Raw genomic sequence first — 14,369 nt, forward strand, 5'->3', positions numbered from 1 at the left:
CTCGGTCCACACCGCGCCTCGGAACTTGTCGCGGTGCTCATACGTCCCATCCATGCCCCCTGCCTCTTCCCGCGCCTGCCCCGATGCGGGACGCTCACGTGTGGACGACGGGGGACAGCACGGCCCGCAGGGGGCAGCGTCTTCTAGGAGGAGGCTTCAAGTGGTCGACGCACACCGTACGTTCGTCATCGTCGGCGGGGGACTGGCGGGGGCGAAAGCCGCCGAGACCCTGCGCGCGGAGGGGTTCACCGGCCGCGTGATCCTGATCGGCGACGAGCGCGACCATCCCTACGAGCGCCCCCCGCTCTCCAAGGGCTATCTCACCGGTTCGGATGAACGTGACAGCGTCTTCGTGCACGAGCCGGCCTGGTACGCGGGCGCCGACATCGAACTCCATCTGGGACAGCCGGCCGTGCAGCTGGACCGGGCGGGCAAGTCGGTGCGGCTGGGCGACGGCACCCGCGTGCACTACGACAAGCTGCTGCTGGCCACCGGCGCCGAGCCGCGCCGGCTGGACATCCCCGGCACCGACCTGGCGGGCGTGCACCACCTGCGCAGACTGGCGCACGCCGACCGGCTGCGCGGGGTGCTGAGCGCGCTGGGCCAGGAGAACGGCCATCTGGTGATCGCCGGGGCCGGCTGGATCGGTCTGGAGGTGGCCGCTGCCGCGCGGACGTACGGGGCCGAGGTCACCGTCATCGAGCCCGAGCCCACGCCGCTGCACACCGTGCTCGGCCCCGAGCTGGGCTCCCTCTTCGCCGACCTGCACCGCGAGCACGGCGTCCGCTTCCACTTCGGTGCCCGGCTGACCGAGATCACCGGCACCGACGGCATGGTGCAGAGTGTCCGTACCGACGACGGTGACGAGCACCCCGCGCACGATGTGCTGGCCGCCATCGGCGCTGCCCCGCGCACCGCGCTGGCCGAGGCGGCCGGTCTGGAGCTGGCCACCGGGCCTGGCGGCGGTATCGCGGTGGACGCCTCGCTGCGCACCAGCGACCCGGACATCTACGCCACCGGTGACGCGGCCGCCGTCGCGCACCCGCTGCTCGGCGAGCGGCTGCGGGTCGAGCACTGGGCGAACGCCCTCAACGGCGGCCCGGCGGCCGCCCGCGCCATGCTGGACAAGGACGTGACCTACGACCGGGTGCCGTACTTCTTCTCCGACCAGTACGACCTGGGCATGGAGTACTCCGGCTACGCCCCGCCCGGCTCCTACGACCAGGTGGTGTGCCGGGGCGATGTGGGCAAGCGCGAGTTCATCGCCTTCTGGCTGCGCGACAACCGGGTGCTGGCCGGGCTGAACGCCAATGTGTGGGATGTGACCGGACCCATCCAGGACCTGATCCGCTCCGGCGCCCGGGTGGACCCGCACGCGCTGGCCGACCCGGGTGTGCCCCTGGAGTCGTTGGACGGCACCAATGGCTGACCACTGATCGCCGGGGCGGCGGATTCGCGTGATGCCAGGGCGGCGGACGGGGAATACGTTCCGGGTAGGAGCGATGCCCCGTACCGCCGCCCTGGCATGCGGCGAGCTGAGGACGAGTGAGCGATGGCGAAGCAGACGGTGGCCGAGCAGTTCGTCGACACCCTGGTGCGCTGCGGAGTGGAGCGTCTCTACGGCGTGGTGGGGGACAGCCTCAACCCGATCGTCGACGCGGTCCGGCGCACCCCGGCCATCGACTGGGTCCAGGTACGCCACGAGGAGGCGGCCGCCTTCGCCGCGGGCGCCGAGGCGCAGCTCACCGGGAAGCTCGCCGCCTGCGCCGGCTCCTGCGGCCCCGGAAACCTCCACCTGATCAACGGGCTCTTCGACGCGCACCGCTCGATGGCGCCGGTCCTCGCGCTGGCCTCGCACATCCCCAGCAGCGAGATCGGCACCAGCTTCTTCCAGGAGACACACCCCGAGCGGCTCTTCGTCGAGTGCAGCCACTACAGCGAGCTGATCTCCAGCGTGCGGCAGATGCCCCGGGTGCTCCAGACGGCCGTCCAGCACGCCGTCGGCCGGCAGGGCGTGAGCGTCGTCGCGCTCCCTGGCGACCTGGCCTCCGAGCCGGCGCCCGAGAGCCCGGTGGAGCACGCGCTGGTCACCTCGCGCCCCACCGTGCGCCCCGGGGACGCGGAGGTCGACGCGCTGGTACGCATGATCGACGACGCGGAGAAGATCACCCTGTTCTGCGGCGCGGGCACAGCGGGCGCGCACGAGGAGGTCATGGAGTTCGCCGAGCGGCTCAAGGCCCCGGTCGGGCACGCGCTGCGCGGCAAGGAGTGGATCCAGTACGACAACCCCTACGACGTCGGCATGAGCGGACTGCTCGGCTACGGCGCCGCCTACGAGGCCACCCATGAGTGCGACCTGCTGATCCTGCTGGGCACCGACTTCCCCTACAACGCGTTCCTGCCCAAGAACTGCAAGATCGTCCAGGTGGATGTCCGCTCCGAGCACCTCGGCCGCCGTACCAGTCTCGACCTCGCCGTCTGGGGCGACGTCCGTGAGACGCTGCGCTGTCTCACCCCCAGGGTGCGGGCCAGGACCGACCGCGGGTTCCTGCACCGGATGCTCAAGAAGCACGCCGAGGCCCTGGAGGGCGTGGTCAAGGCGTACACCCGCAACGTGGACAAGCACATCCCCATCCACCCCGAGTACGTGGCGTCCGTACTGGACGAGGAGGCGGCCGACGACGCCGTCTTCACCGTCGACACCGGCATGTGCAACGTGTGGGCGGCCCGCTACATCACCCCGAACGGGCGGCGGCGGGTGATCGGCTCGTTCAGCCACGGCTCGATGGCCAACGCAGTGCCCCAGGCCATCGGCGCACAGTTCCTCGACCGAGGCCGCCAGGTCGTCTCCATGTCGGGCGACGGCGGCTTCGCCATGCTGATGGGGGAGTTCCTCACGCTCGTCCAGTACGACCTGCCGGTCAAGGTCGTCCTGTTCAACAACTCCTCGCTCGGGATGGTCGAACTGGAGATGATGGTCGACGGCATGCCGGCGTACGGTACGCACAACCGCAACCCGGACTTCGCGGCCCTCGCGCAGGCGGCGGGGGCGCACGCCGTCCGCGTCGAGAAGCCCAAACAGCTGCGCGGCGCCCTCCGCGACATCCTCGACCACGACGGCCCCGCGCTGATCGACATCGTGACCGACCCGCACGCGCTCTCCCTCCCGCCGAAGATCACCCGCGAACAGGTGAGCGGCTTCGCCCTCTCGGCGGGCCGCACCGTGCTGGACGGCGGCGTGGGCCGCATGCTCCAAATGGCCCGCTCCAACCTCCGCAACCTCCCCCGGCCGTAGCGCCCCGAAGGGAGAGCGCCCCGAAGGGGCGCGGGGAACTGCGCGACAAGCCACCCCCCACCCGCAGCCCGCAGACAACGGACAGGGGCAGCACCGTGCCGGAATCCGGGGGAGCACCCCGCAAGGGAGGGAGCAACCATGTCAGCGACGGCCCGTAGACTCGTGGCGTGGCTGGGAGGATCAACGACGAGGACGTGAAGGCGGTCAGGGACGCGGTCTCGATCGACTCCGTGGTGTCCGAGTACCTCCAGCTCCGCAACGCGGGCGGCGGCAACCTCAAGGGGCTCTGTCCGTTTCATGATGAGAAGTCCCCTTCCTTCCATGTGAGTCCCAGCAAGGGGCTCTACCACTGCTTCGGCTGCCAGGAGGGCGGGGACACCCTCGACTTCGTGATGAAGGTCGACCACCTGTCCTTCTCCGAGGCCGTCGAACGGCTCGCGGCCCGCGCCGGCATCACGCTGCGCTACGAGGAGGGCGGCTACGGCCGCGCCTCCCAGCAGGGCGAGCGCACCCGCCTGGTGGAGGCCCACAAGATCGCGGCACGGTTCTACGCCGAGCAGCTGGAAGGGCCCGAGGCGGAGATCGGCCGCCGCTTCCTCGCCGACCGCGGCTTCGACCAGGAGGCGGCCCAGCACTTCGGTATCGGCTACGCCCCGGCGGGCTGGGACCACCTGGTGCGCTATCTGCGCGGCCAGGGCTTCACCGACAAGGAGATGACCCTCTCCGGCCTCGCCCAGGAGGCCCGCAACGGCCGGCCCATCGACCGCTTCCGTGGCCGGCTGATGTGGCCGATCCGGGACATCACCGGGGACGTCGTCGGCTTCGGAGCGCGCAAGCTCCGCGAGGACGACCAGGGGCCGAAGTACCTCAACACGCCCGAGACCCCCATCTACCGCAAGTCCCAGGTGCTCTACGGCATCGATCTGGCCAAGCGTGAGATCGCCAAGGCCAACCGGGCCGTCGTCGTGGAGGGCTACACGGATGTGATGGCCTGCCATCTGGCCGGGGTCACCACGGCCATCGCCACCTGCGGCACCGCCTTCGGCGGCGAGCATGTGAAGATCCTGCGCCGGGTGCTGATGGACAACTCCCAGTCGGAGGTCGTCTTCACCTTCGACGGTGACGCGGCGGGCCAGAAGGCCGCGCTGCGCGCCTTCGAGGACGACCAGAAGTTCGCGGCGCGGACGTGGATCGCGCTGACGCCGGGCGGTATGGACCCGTGCGATCTGCGGCTGGCACAGGGCGACGAGGCCGTCGCCAAGGTGGTGGAGAGCCGCACCCCGCTCTTCGACTTCGCCATCCGCTCCATCGTGGACCGGCACAACCTGGATACGGCTGAGGGGCGCTCCGCCGCGCTGGAGGAGGTCGCGCCGGTCGTCACCCAGATCAAGGACCCCTCCATCAGGCGCGGCTACGCGGTGCGGCTGGCCGGGCTGCTGGGCATCGTGGACGAGGAGTTCGTCGTCCACCGCGTCGCCCAGCTCGCCAAGTGGGCGCGCGAGCGCGGCCAGGCGCCCCCGGGCGCGGCGGCCCGCGCGTCCCGTACGCCGCAAACCCCCGCCGTACAGGCCCCGTTCGTGCCGCACGGCCCGGCGTTGAATCTCCGCAGCCCCGCGCACCGCGTCGAGCGTGAGCTGCTGAAGCTGGCGCTCCAGCGCCCCGAGCTGGTCTCGCCCGCCTTCGACGCCTATGGCGCCGACGAGTTCACCGCGGCGCCCTACGCGGTGGTGCGGCAGGCGCTGGAGGCGGCCGGCGGCGCCGAGGCGGGCATCGGTGACAGCGGTTATCTGGGCCGGGTCAGGGACGCGGCGCCGGACGACACGGTGCGCTCCCTGATCACCGAGCTGGCCGTCGAACCGCTGCGCAGTGCCCGCAACCGCGAGGTCGACGAGGCGTACGCGGGTGAGCAGCTGGTCGCCGTACGCCGTGCCGCCGTCAACGCCCGCATCGCCGAGCTGGAGGGTGCGGCGCGGCGCATGGAGGCCCGCGGGGAGTACGAGCAGTCGGCGGGTGTGCGCCAGCAGATCTGGACGCTCCAGCAGTACGGCATCGCGCTGCGCGAGCGGGGCGCTGCGGCGCTCTGACGGCGGGCGGGGGCGCCCCGCGGCCGCGAGGAACGCTCGAGCTCCGCCGCCCCCAGGGGCACGGTTCCGCTGCCCCAAGCGGCACAGCGGCCTCCGACGCCCCAGAGGTGCGTAGCGACCCGTGCGCTGAGGGTGACGTTTGGCGGAAAAACTGCCCGCACGCCTCTCGTGGCGGACATGTGTCGTACCCCACACTGGTGGGCGGTGCCTGAGTCCTCGGAGCGGGGCGGTGCTGGCCGGGAAGGGCCAAAGTCCCCCGCGGATCCGCACGTTTCGTACGGGATGGAGCGCGGCCCGGCCGCAGCCGTCCCCGCCTCGCACGCCGCCCCCGAACCGGCAGCGATCACACTGGAGGTCGCCCCCGTGCAGACCCGGACCCTGAAAGCGGCGCCTCTCGCCGCCCCGACCGCCGCAGTGGCCACGCCCGCTGCGCCCTCAGCGCCCCCCGTGCCGTCAGCGCCCCCGGCGCCTCCCGCGCACCCGGGGCAGTCGCCCGCGCACGAGCCGACCGCCTTCGAGCCGCCCGGACCCGCGCCCGCGCCCCTTCCCGTACCCGAGCCGGCCGCCGTCCCCGACCAGGGCGGTGCACCCGGGGCCGAGCCGGCGGTGGAGGCGGAACCGACCGTTCCGCAGCGGGAACTGCCCACCAGCGGCCCCTCGGCCGACCTCTTCCGGCAGTATCTGCGGGAGATCGGCCGTATCCCGCTGCTGACCGCCGCCGAGGAGGTGGAGCTGGCCCGCAGCGTGGAGGCCGGGCTGTTCGCCGAGGAGAAGCTGGCGAACTCGCCCAGCCTGGACGGGCAGCTCGCGCTCGACCTCGACCGGCTCGTGGTGCGCGGCAGGCTCGCCAAGCGCCGGCTCATAGAGGCGAACCTGCGGCTGGTGGTCTCCGTCGCCAAGCGCTACGTGGGGCGCGGTCTGACCATGCTGGACCTCGTCCAGGAGGGCAACCTGGGGCTCATCCGCGCGGTGGAGAAGTTCGACTACGCGCGCGGCTACAAGTTCTCGACGTACGCGACCTGGTGGATCCGCCAGGCGATGTCCCGGGCGCTGGCCGACCAGGCGCGGACGATCCGGGTGCCGGTGCATGTCGTCGAGCTGATCAACCGAGTGGTGCGGGTGCAGCGCCGGATGCTCCAGGAGCGGGGCTACGAGCCCTCGGCCGAGGAGGTCGCAGCCCAGCTCGACCTGTCCGAGGAGCGGGTGAGCGAGGTGCTGCGGCTCGCGCAGGAGCCGGTGTCGCTGCACGCCCCGGTGGGCGAGGAGGACGACGTCAACCTCGGCGATCTGATCGAGGACGGGGACGCGCCCTCGCCGGTGGAATCGGCCGCCTTTCTGCTGCTGCGCGAGCACCTGGAGGCGGTGCTCTCCACGCTGGGCGAGCGCGAGCGCAAGGTGGTGCAGCTGCGGTACGGGCTGATCGACGGCAGGCCGCGCACTCTGGAGGAGATCGGCCGGCTCTTCGGCGTCACACGGGAGCGCATCCGGCAGATCGAGTCCAAGACCCTCACCAAGCTGCGGGACCACGCTTTCGCCGACCAACTGCGGGGCTATCTCGACTGATCGCCTGTTCGAGGCGCCCTTGTCAGTCTGTTCGAGTCCTCTCCATAATCGCGGCAGTATCTCGCGGACCGGCCCCCTCGTGACGGGACGTCCGGCGGAGCGTGCTGCCCTGCGGACTGCTGTCGGCTCGGTTTGGCATGGGCATGCTCGCCGCCGCAGTCGCAGTGAGCATCGCACTCATGTGCGCGTGCTGCCGTGCTGTCGTCGTACTGCCACGGGCGGGTGCGGGTGCGCGAGCAACCCCCCACGAGAGGAAGCCCGTTGAAGCACTCCGGGATACATTCCGCGCAGGACACCAGGAAGCACCTCAAGAGAGTCACCGCCGTCGGCGCCGTCGCGCTCGCCGCCTTCAGCCTCAGCCCCTCGATCGCCTCCGCGATGCCGGACGACGGACCCGGCGGCCACCGCGACCCGGGCGCGACCGTCGTCGGCGGCACCAAGGCCGGGCAGGGCGAGTTCCCCTTCATGGTGCGGCTGTCCATGGGCTGCGGCGGCTCGCTGCTGACCAAGGACATCGTGCTGACCGCGGCCCACTGCGTCGACGGCAGCGGCCCCGACACCAGCATCACCGCCACCGGCGGCGTCGTCGACCTCGAGGACCCGGCCGCCAAGACAGCCAAGTCCACCGAGGTCGTCCAGGCACCCGGCTACGACGGCACGGGCAAGGACTGGGCACTCATCAAGCTGAACAAGCCCATCGACCAGCCGACCCTGCCCATCGCCGAGGACTCCTCCTACAACAAGGGCGAGTTCACCATCGCCGGATGGGGCGCCGACCAGGAGGGCGGCCGGCAGCAGCGGTATCTGCTCAAGGCGCAGGTCCCCTTCGTGGACGACGCCACCTGCAAGACCGCCTACTCCAACCTCGTCGAGGACGAGGAACTGTGCGCGGGCAAGATGGACACCGGCGGCGTGGACACCTGCCAGGGCGACTCGGGCGGGCCGATGTTCCGCAAGGACGACGCCGGTGAGTTCGTCCAGGTCGGCATCGTCAGCTGGGGCGACGGCTGCGCCAGGCCGGGCAAGCCCGGTGTGTACACCGAGGTCAGCACGTTCGCCAAGGACATCCAGGCCGCGGCCGGCAAGCTCGCGGGTTGATCCCTCCCAGCCCCCGGGGCGGGGCGGAGGTGGTCACTCCACCTCCGCCACCGCCGCCGCGAACTGCGACCGGTACAGCCGTGCGTAGGCGCCCTCGGCGGCCAGCAGGCTGTCATGGGTGCCCTGTTCGACGATGGAGCCGTTCTCCATCACCAAGATCACGTCCGCGTCCCGGATGGTGGAGAGACGGTGGGCGATCACAAAGCTGGTGCGCTCGGAGGCCAGCCGCTCCATCGCGCGCTGGATCAGCACCTCGGTGCGGGTGTCCACGGAGCTGGTGGCCTCGTCCAGGACCAGGATCACCGGGTCCGAGAGGAAGGCGCGCGCGATGGTGATGAGCTGTTTCTCGCCCGCGCTGACGCTGTCGCCCTCCGCGTCCAGCACCGTGTCGTAGCCGTCCGGGAGGGTGCGGATGAACCGGTCGGCGTGCGCGGCCCGCGCGGCCTCCTCCACCTGCTCGCGGGTCGTCCCTTGTGCGCCGTACGCGATGTTCTCCGCGATGGTGCCGCCGAACAGCCAGGTGTCCTGGAGCACCATGCCGATGCCCGAGCGCAGTTCCTCGCGGGACATGGCCGCGATGTCGGTGCCGTCCAGCAGAATGCGGCCGTCGCGCACCTCGTAGAACCGCAGCAGCAGATTGACCAGGGTGGTCTTGCCCGCCCCGGTGGGACCGACGATGGCCACTGTCTGGCCGGGTTCGACCGCCAGTGACAGGTTCTCGATCAGCGGCTTGTCCTCGGCGTAGCGGAAGGAGACGCTCTTCAGCTCCACCCGGCCGCGCAGCTCGGACGGCCGCTCGGCGTGTGCCTCGTCGGGGTCGGGGGACTGCTCCTCGGCGTCGAGGATCTCGAAGACCCGCTCGGCCGAGGCCACTCCGGACTGGACGAGGTTGGCCATCGAGGCGACCTGGGTGAGCGGCTGGCTGAACTGCCGCGAGTACTGCACGAACGCCTGCACATCACCGATGGACAGCGCACCGGACGCCACCCGCAGTCCGCCGACGACCGCCACCAGTACGTAGTTGAGGTTGCCGACGAACATCATCGCCGGCTGCATGATCCCGCTGATGAACTGCGCACGGAAACCGGCCTTGTACAGCTTCTCGTTCTGCTCGGCGAAGACCTGGGCCGACTCCTGCTGGCGGCCGAAGACCTTCACCAGAGCGTGCCCGGTGTACATCTCCTCTATGTGCGCGTTCAGCGCGCCGGTCGACTTCCACTGTGCGACGAACTGCGGCTGCGCGCGCTTGCCCACCCGGGTGGCGACCAGCGCCGACAGCGGCACCGTCACCAGGGCGACCAGCGCCAGCAGCGGCGAGATCCAGAACATCACCGCCAGTACGCCCACGATGGTCAGCAGCGAGCTGATCAGCTGCCCCATGGTCTGCTGGAGCGTCTGGCCGAGGTTGTCGATGTCGTTGGTGACCCGCGAGAGCACTTCGCCGCGCGACTGGCCGTCCAGGTAGGACAGCGGCAGCCGGCCCAGCTTGTGCTCCACCCGCTCCCGCAGCCGGAAGACGGTCCGGGTGATGACGCGGGTGGAGATCCGCCCCGCCCACAGCATCAGCAGCCCGGCCGCCGCGTAGACGACGACCACCACCAGCAGCACCGTGCCGACGGCACCGAAGTCGATGCCCTGCCCCGGGGTGAAGTCCATCCCGGAGAGCATGTCGGCCACCCCGCCGTCCCCGCGCTGCCGCAGGCCCTCCAGTGCCTGCTCCCTGGTCACCCCGTCGGGCAGCTTCTCGCCGATGAAGCCGGCGAAGACCAGGTCCGTCGCGTGGCCGAGGACCTTGGGCCCTACGACGTTCAGCCCGACGCTGACCACGAGCACCGCCAGCATCAGCAGCAGCCGCCCGCGCTCCGGCCGGAACTGCCTCAGCAACCGCTTGCCCGACCCCGTGAAGTCCATGGACCGCCGCGGCGGCCCCGCGGCCATTCCCCCCGGCCCGCTCATGCTGTGCCCTTCCCGTTCGCTTCTCCGTCCGCCCAACGCAGAGGTGCGGCTATCGCAGCCGTCTGCGGCTGGGCGGTTGGGCGTACTCCCCCAGCTACCGCTGGGCGGTGCCCCCAGCTCACAGCCTCGCTTTCGGTCAGTTGGGAGAGCACGATCTCCCGGTAGGTCTCGTTGCCCTCCATCAGTTCGTGGTGGCGGCCGACGCCCACGGCGCGCCCTTCGTCCAGGACGAGAATGCGGTCGGCGTCCCGGATGGTCGCCACGCGCTGGGCGACGATCACCACCGTCGCGTCCGCTGTCCTGCGGGCGAGCGCCGCCCGCAGCGCCGCGTCGGTCGCGTAGTCGAGCGCGGAGAACGAGTCGTCGAACAGATAGATCTCCGGCCGGTGCACCAGCACCCGTGCGATGGCCAGCCGCTGCCGCTGCCCGCCGGAGACGTTGCTGCCGCCCTGGGCGATCGGCGCCTCAAGCCCGCCCTCCATCCGCTCCACGAACTCCTTGGCCTGGGCGACCTCCAGGGCCTCCCACAGCTCCTCGTCACTGGCGTCGGGGCGGCCGTAGCGCAGATTGGAGGCGACCGTTCCGGAGAAGAGATACGGGCGCTGCGGCACCAGGCCGACAGTGCCGGCCAGCAGCTGCGGGTCGAGGGTGCGCACGTCCTCACCGTCCACCAGGACCTGTCCCTCGGTGGCGTCGAACAGCCGGGGCACCAGCCCCAGCAGCGTCGACTTGCCGCTGCCCGTCGAGCCGATCACGGCGGTGGTCTCGCCGGGGCGCGCCACCAGGTCGATGCCCCGCAGCACGGGCGCCTCGGCTCCCGGGTAGCCGAATCCGGCGCCGCGCAGCTCCAGATGGCCGTGCCGCCGCAGTGTGGTGACCGGAGCGGTGGGCGGCACGACACTGGTGTCGGTCCCCAGGACCTCCTGTATGCGCTCGGCGCACACCTCGGCGCGGGGCACCATCATGAACATGAAGGTGGCCATCATCACCGACATCACGATCTGCATCAGATAGGCGAGGAACGCGGTCAGCGCGCCGATCTCCATGCCGCCGCTGCTGATGCGGTGCGCGCCGAACCAGACCACGATCACACTGGAGACGTTCACCACCGTCATCACGACGGGGAACATCAGCGCCATCAACTGCCCGGTGCGCAGCTGCACCTGGGTCAGGTCGCTGTTGGCCTCGTGGAACCGGCGGCGCTCGTAGTCGTCCTTGACGAAGGCGCGGATGACACGGACACCGGTGATCTGCTCGCGCAGGATGCGGTTGACGCCGTCCAGCCGCTGCTGCATGGAGCGGAACAGCGGCCGCATCCGCCGCACGATCAGCCCGACGGTGACACCGAGCACCGGCACCACACCCAGCAGCACGGCGGAGAGCGGCACATCCTGGCCGAGCGCCATGAAGATGCCGCCGAAGCACATGATCGGCGCGGTCACCATCAGGGTGAACGCCATCAGTGTCACCGTCTGCACCTGGAGCACATCGTTGGTGGTGCGGGTGATCAGGGAGGGTGCGCCGAACTGGCCGACCTCGCGCGCCGAGAAGGACTGCACACGGTCGAAGACGCCCGCGCGGATGTCCCGGCCGAGCGCCGCCGCGGTACGCGCACCCAGGTAGACGGCACCGATGTTGCAGACCACCTGCACCACCGAGACGGCCAGCATCAGGCCGCCGTGGCGCAGTATGTAGCCGGTGTCACCGCGGACGACACCGTTGTCGATGATGTCCGCGTTCAGGGTGGGCAGATAGAGCGTGGCGCTGGTCTGTATGAGTTGCAGCAGGACGAGAAGCGCGATCGGCCGCTGGTACTGGCGCAGCCGGGCGCGTAGGAGGCGGATCAGCACACAGATTTCCTCGGTCGGTCAGTGACAGCTGGGTGTGCGGCGGAAGCGGATGCGGGCATGGCGGCGGGCGGACGAGGGCATGGCGACGGAAGGGAAAGAGCGTACAAGTGTGCGGCTCGCTCCCGCCCCCCGTTTTGATTGTTTCCGGCGCTTCCCTGGCCAAGTCCTGGCAAAGGGCGCGGGCTACCCGGCCACTGCCCCCTGATACGGCTCCTGTGTGCCCGGATACGGCTCGGGCAGGGCTCCCGGATACATCTCCTCGCGCACGGTCGCGTACTGCTGGCGCACCGCCTGTCCGACGGCCCGCTGCTCCCCGGCCTCGAAGACCTGGCAGGCCGCGGTCGGCCACTGGGGCGGAAGGCCGGAACCGGACAGTGCCCACGCCGCCTGGCGCGCGGCACCGATCGCGGCGTAGTCGGCGGGTTCGGGCACCACGATCTGCGCGTCCAGCAGCGCCGGGGCCGCGTCCCGCACGGCGGCCAGCCCGGCGGCCTGGCCCAGCAGGAAGACCCGCCGTACGGACACGCCGCGGCCGCGCAGCACATCCAGCGCGTCCGCCAGCCCGCACAGCATCCCCTCGACGGCGGCCCGTGCCAGGAATTCGGGCTTCATGCTCTCGCGCCGCAGCCCGTGCAGCGAGCCCGCCGTGTGCGGGAGCTGCGGCGTCTGCTCGCCCTCCAGATACGGCAGCAGCACCAGTCCGGAGGAGCCGGGCGTCGAGGTCAGCGCGAGCTCGGAGAGGCCCTCCAGATCGGTGCCGAGCATCCCCGCGGCACCGCGCAGCACGCGGGTCGCGTTGAGGGTGCGCACCACCGGCAGGTGCATCCCGGTGGCGTCGGCGTAGGAGGTGATGGTGCCGGAGGGGTCGACGAGCGCCTCGTGGTGCACGGCGCACACCGAGCCCGTGGCGCCGAGCGAGATCACCACATCGCCGAGGCCGAGCCCCAGTCCGAAGGCGGCCGCCATCGTCTGGCCCGTACCGGCGGAGATCAGCAGCCCCTCGGGGGTGTGCCCGGCGGGCTGGGAGGGGCCGACCACGTCGGGGAGCCCCACCTGGTGGCCGAGCGCCAGCTCGACCAGGTCAGGACGGTAGGACTCGGTCGCCGCCGACCAGTACCCGGTGCCCGAGGCGTCCCCGCGGTCGGTCACCCGCCGCGCGGGACGGCCCAGCAGCTGCCAGACCAGCCAGTCGTGCGGCTGCATGATCTCGGCCACCTGCCGGGCGGCCTCCGGCTGCTCGCGGGCCAGCCAGCGCAGCTTGGAGACCGGGTGCGCGGCCTGTGGCACGGTGCCCACGGCCTGTGCCCACGCGGCGCGCCCGCCGAACGCGTCCACCAGGTCGGCCGCCGCCGTCTGCATCCGCTGATCGTTGCCCAGCAGCGCGGGCCCGACCGGGTTCCCGCCGCCGTCCAGTGCGACGAGGCCCTGCTGCTGCGCGGAGACGCCGATCGCCTGCACCTCGGCGAGCTGCCCGCCGCCTGCCGCCGTACCGAGCGAGAGCAGCCACGACTGCGGGTCGTCGCGCTCATCGGGATGCTCGGCGTGGCCGTGCCTGACGACCGCGCCCGTCTCCGTGTCGCAGACGACGATGCTTGTGTACTCGGCTGAACTGTCCAGTCCGGCGACTATCCCCATGGCGGGAATGATGCCTCATAGCCGCCCGTACCGGGCCCGGTACCCCTTTCCCGGCCGCTTCCCGGCGCGCGACCGGTCTCGTGCGCCCCGGGTGCACGACCGGTGACGTACGCCCCGGGCGTCGTGCGTGAGCCCGGCGTGCGGGTCCCCGTTGTAGGCCCCCTCGGGGACCCCCTCGCGCGAGGACCCGGCCGCGGCCTTCCGGAGCGCGGCCAGGTCGCCCTCGTCTTCGACGCCGCCCGGCGGAGGCATGCGCCGGACGGTGTCGGATGCTGTCAGCTCAGCGGGTACACCGCCGCTCAGCAGCGCTTGGAGGTGTAGACGTAGTGCTTCTGCTCCCCGGGCACCTCGATGGAGCCGCGCGCTGACGTGCAGTGGCGCACGGTGGCTGTCGGGTACGACCAGAACGTCGAGGCCGAGGTGTTGCGGAAGATGCGGAGCCCGACCAGCTTCCTGACGTTGAAGTCGTAGATGCCGATGGTCGTCGTGTAGTGCCGCACGTGGTTGCGGAAGCCCTTCCACACGTACAGCGAGCCGTAGTTGCGGTTGCAGCGCGGCGAGTACCACTGCCTGACCGAGCCGATGGTGTAGCCCTTGCGCTTGATGTAAGCGGTCGGGCCGATCTGGTGGGCGTCGCTGCACACGCGCGCCACCCGCATGGTCGGGCTCGCCTGGGTGCTCTGGGAGGAGGCGGTGCCGGCCGTCACCTGGCCGGCCTTGGCCGAGGTCGGGGCCTGGGCACTGCCGGCCTGGGCCGCCCCGGCGGGCACCAGCATCATGGCGCAGGCGGCCGTGGCGATGAGGCCCTTGGTGGGAGAGAAGTTGCGCATAGAGCTCCTCCTGTCGGAAGAAAGTGGGAATCCGGTCATATCGGTCAGACCGGTCGCG

8 protein-coding genes and 1 pseudogene are annotated in these 14,369 nt (G+C 71.2%); 5 read left to right on the forward strand and 4 right to left on the reverse strand.

The annotated features are described in order from the left end of the window. Nucleotides 1–160 precede the first annotated feature (160 nt). The 5 genes from HC362_RS22865 (at nt 161) to HC362_RS22885 (ending at nt 8,040) form a co-directional block, all read left to right on the forward strand. On the forward strand, nt 161–1,429 hold the full coding sequence (locus HC362_RS22865; RefSeq protein ID WP_243085860.1) for an FAD-dependent oxidoreductase: 1,269 nt from the start codon (nt 161–163) through the stop codon (nt 1,427–1,429). 123 nt (nt 1,430–1,552) lie between these two features. After that, on the forward strand, nt 1,553–3,295 hold the full coding sequence (locus tag HC362_RS22870) for a pyruvate dehydrogenase (RefSeq protein ID WP_243085861.1): 1,743 nt from the start codon (nt 1,553–1,555) through the stop codon (nt 3,293–3,295). 167 nt (nt 3,296–3,462) lie between these two features. Beyond that, on the forward strand, nt 3,463–5,379 hold the full coding sequence (gene dnaG / locus HC362_RS22875) for a DNA primase (RefSeq protein ID WP_243085862.1): 1,917 nt from the start codon (nt 3,463–3,465) through the stop codon (nt 5,377–5,379). Between the two features lie 204 nt (nt 5,380–5,583). Beyond that, nucleotides 5,584–6,942 carry an RNA polymerase sigma factor gene (locus HC362_RS22880; protein ID WP_243085863.1) on the forward strand — a complete coding sequence of 453 codons (1,359 nt, stop codon included), beginning with the start codon at nt 5,584–5,586 and terminating at the stop codon, nt 6,940–6,942. A 261-nt stretch (nt 6,943–7,203) separates the two neighbouring features. Then, nucleotides 7,204–8,040: a serine protease gene (locus tag HC362_RS22885; RefSeq protein WP_243085864.1), complete on the forward strand. Its 837-nt coding sequence runs from the start codon at nt 7,204–7,206 to the stop codon at nt 8,038–8,040. A gap of 33 nt (nt 8,041–8,073) precedes the next feature. On the opposite strand, the gene HC362_RS22890 is transcribed toward HC362_RS22885, so the two are convergent. The 4 genes and pseudogenes from HC362_RS22890 to HC362_RS22905 form a co-directional block, all read right to left on the reverse strand. Beyond that, the gene (locus tag HC362_RS22890) at nt 8,074–9,996 is read right to left on the reverse strand and encodes an ABC transporter ATP-binding protein (RefSeq protein ID WP_243085865.1); all 1,923 of its coding nucleotides are present in this window, start codon (nt 9,994–9,996) and stop codon (nt 8,074–8,076) included. Nucleotides 9,997–10,118: 122 nt separating this feature from the next. Then, nucleotides 10,119–11,846, reverse strand: a pseudogene (locus HC362_RS22895) (ABC transporter ATP-binding protein); the annotation flags it as partial. Between the two features lie 183 nt (nt 11,847–12,029). Further along, nucleotides 12,030–13,481 (reverse strand): FGGY family carbohydrate kinase, encoded by a 1,452-nt coding sequence (locus HC362_RS22900; RefSeq protein WP_243085866.1) that lies wholly within the window; start codon nt 13,479–13,481, stop codon nt 12,030–12,032. Nucleotides 13,482–13,780: 299 nt separating this feature from the next. Further along, complete coding sequence (locus HC362_RS22905) at nt 13,781–14,311, reverse strand: hypothetical protein (RefSeq protein WP_243085867.1); 531 nt, start codon at nt 14,309–14,311, stop codon at nt 13,781–13,783. Nucleotides 14,312–14,369 lie beyond the last annotated feature (58 nt).

This window comes from Streptomyces sp. 891-h, assembly GCF_022760275.1.
Classification (GTDB): domain Bacteria; phylum Actinomycetota; class Actinomycetes; order Streptomycetales; family Streptomycetaceae; genus Streptomyces; species Streptomyces spirodelae.

Coding starts and splice junctions, on each gene's coding strand:
- HC362_RS22900 (WP_243085866.1), bottom strand. CDS start 13,481: ATGGGGATAGTCGCCGGACTGGACAGTTCAGCCGAGTACACAAGCATC.
- HC362_RS22890 (WP_243085865.1), bottom strand. CDS start 9,996: ATGAGCGGGCCGGGGGGAATGGCCGCGGGGCCGCCGCGGCGGTCCATG.
- HC362_RS22905 (WP_243085867.1), bottom strand. CDS start 14,311: ATGCGCAACTTCTCTCCCACCAAGGGCCTCATCGCCACGGCCGCCTGC.
- HC362_RS22870 (WP_243085861.1), top strand. CDS start 1,553: ATGGCGAAGCAGACGGTGGCCGAGCAGTTCGTCGACACCCTGGTGCGC.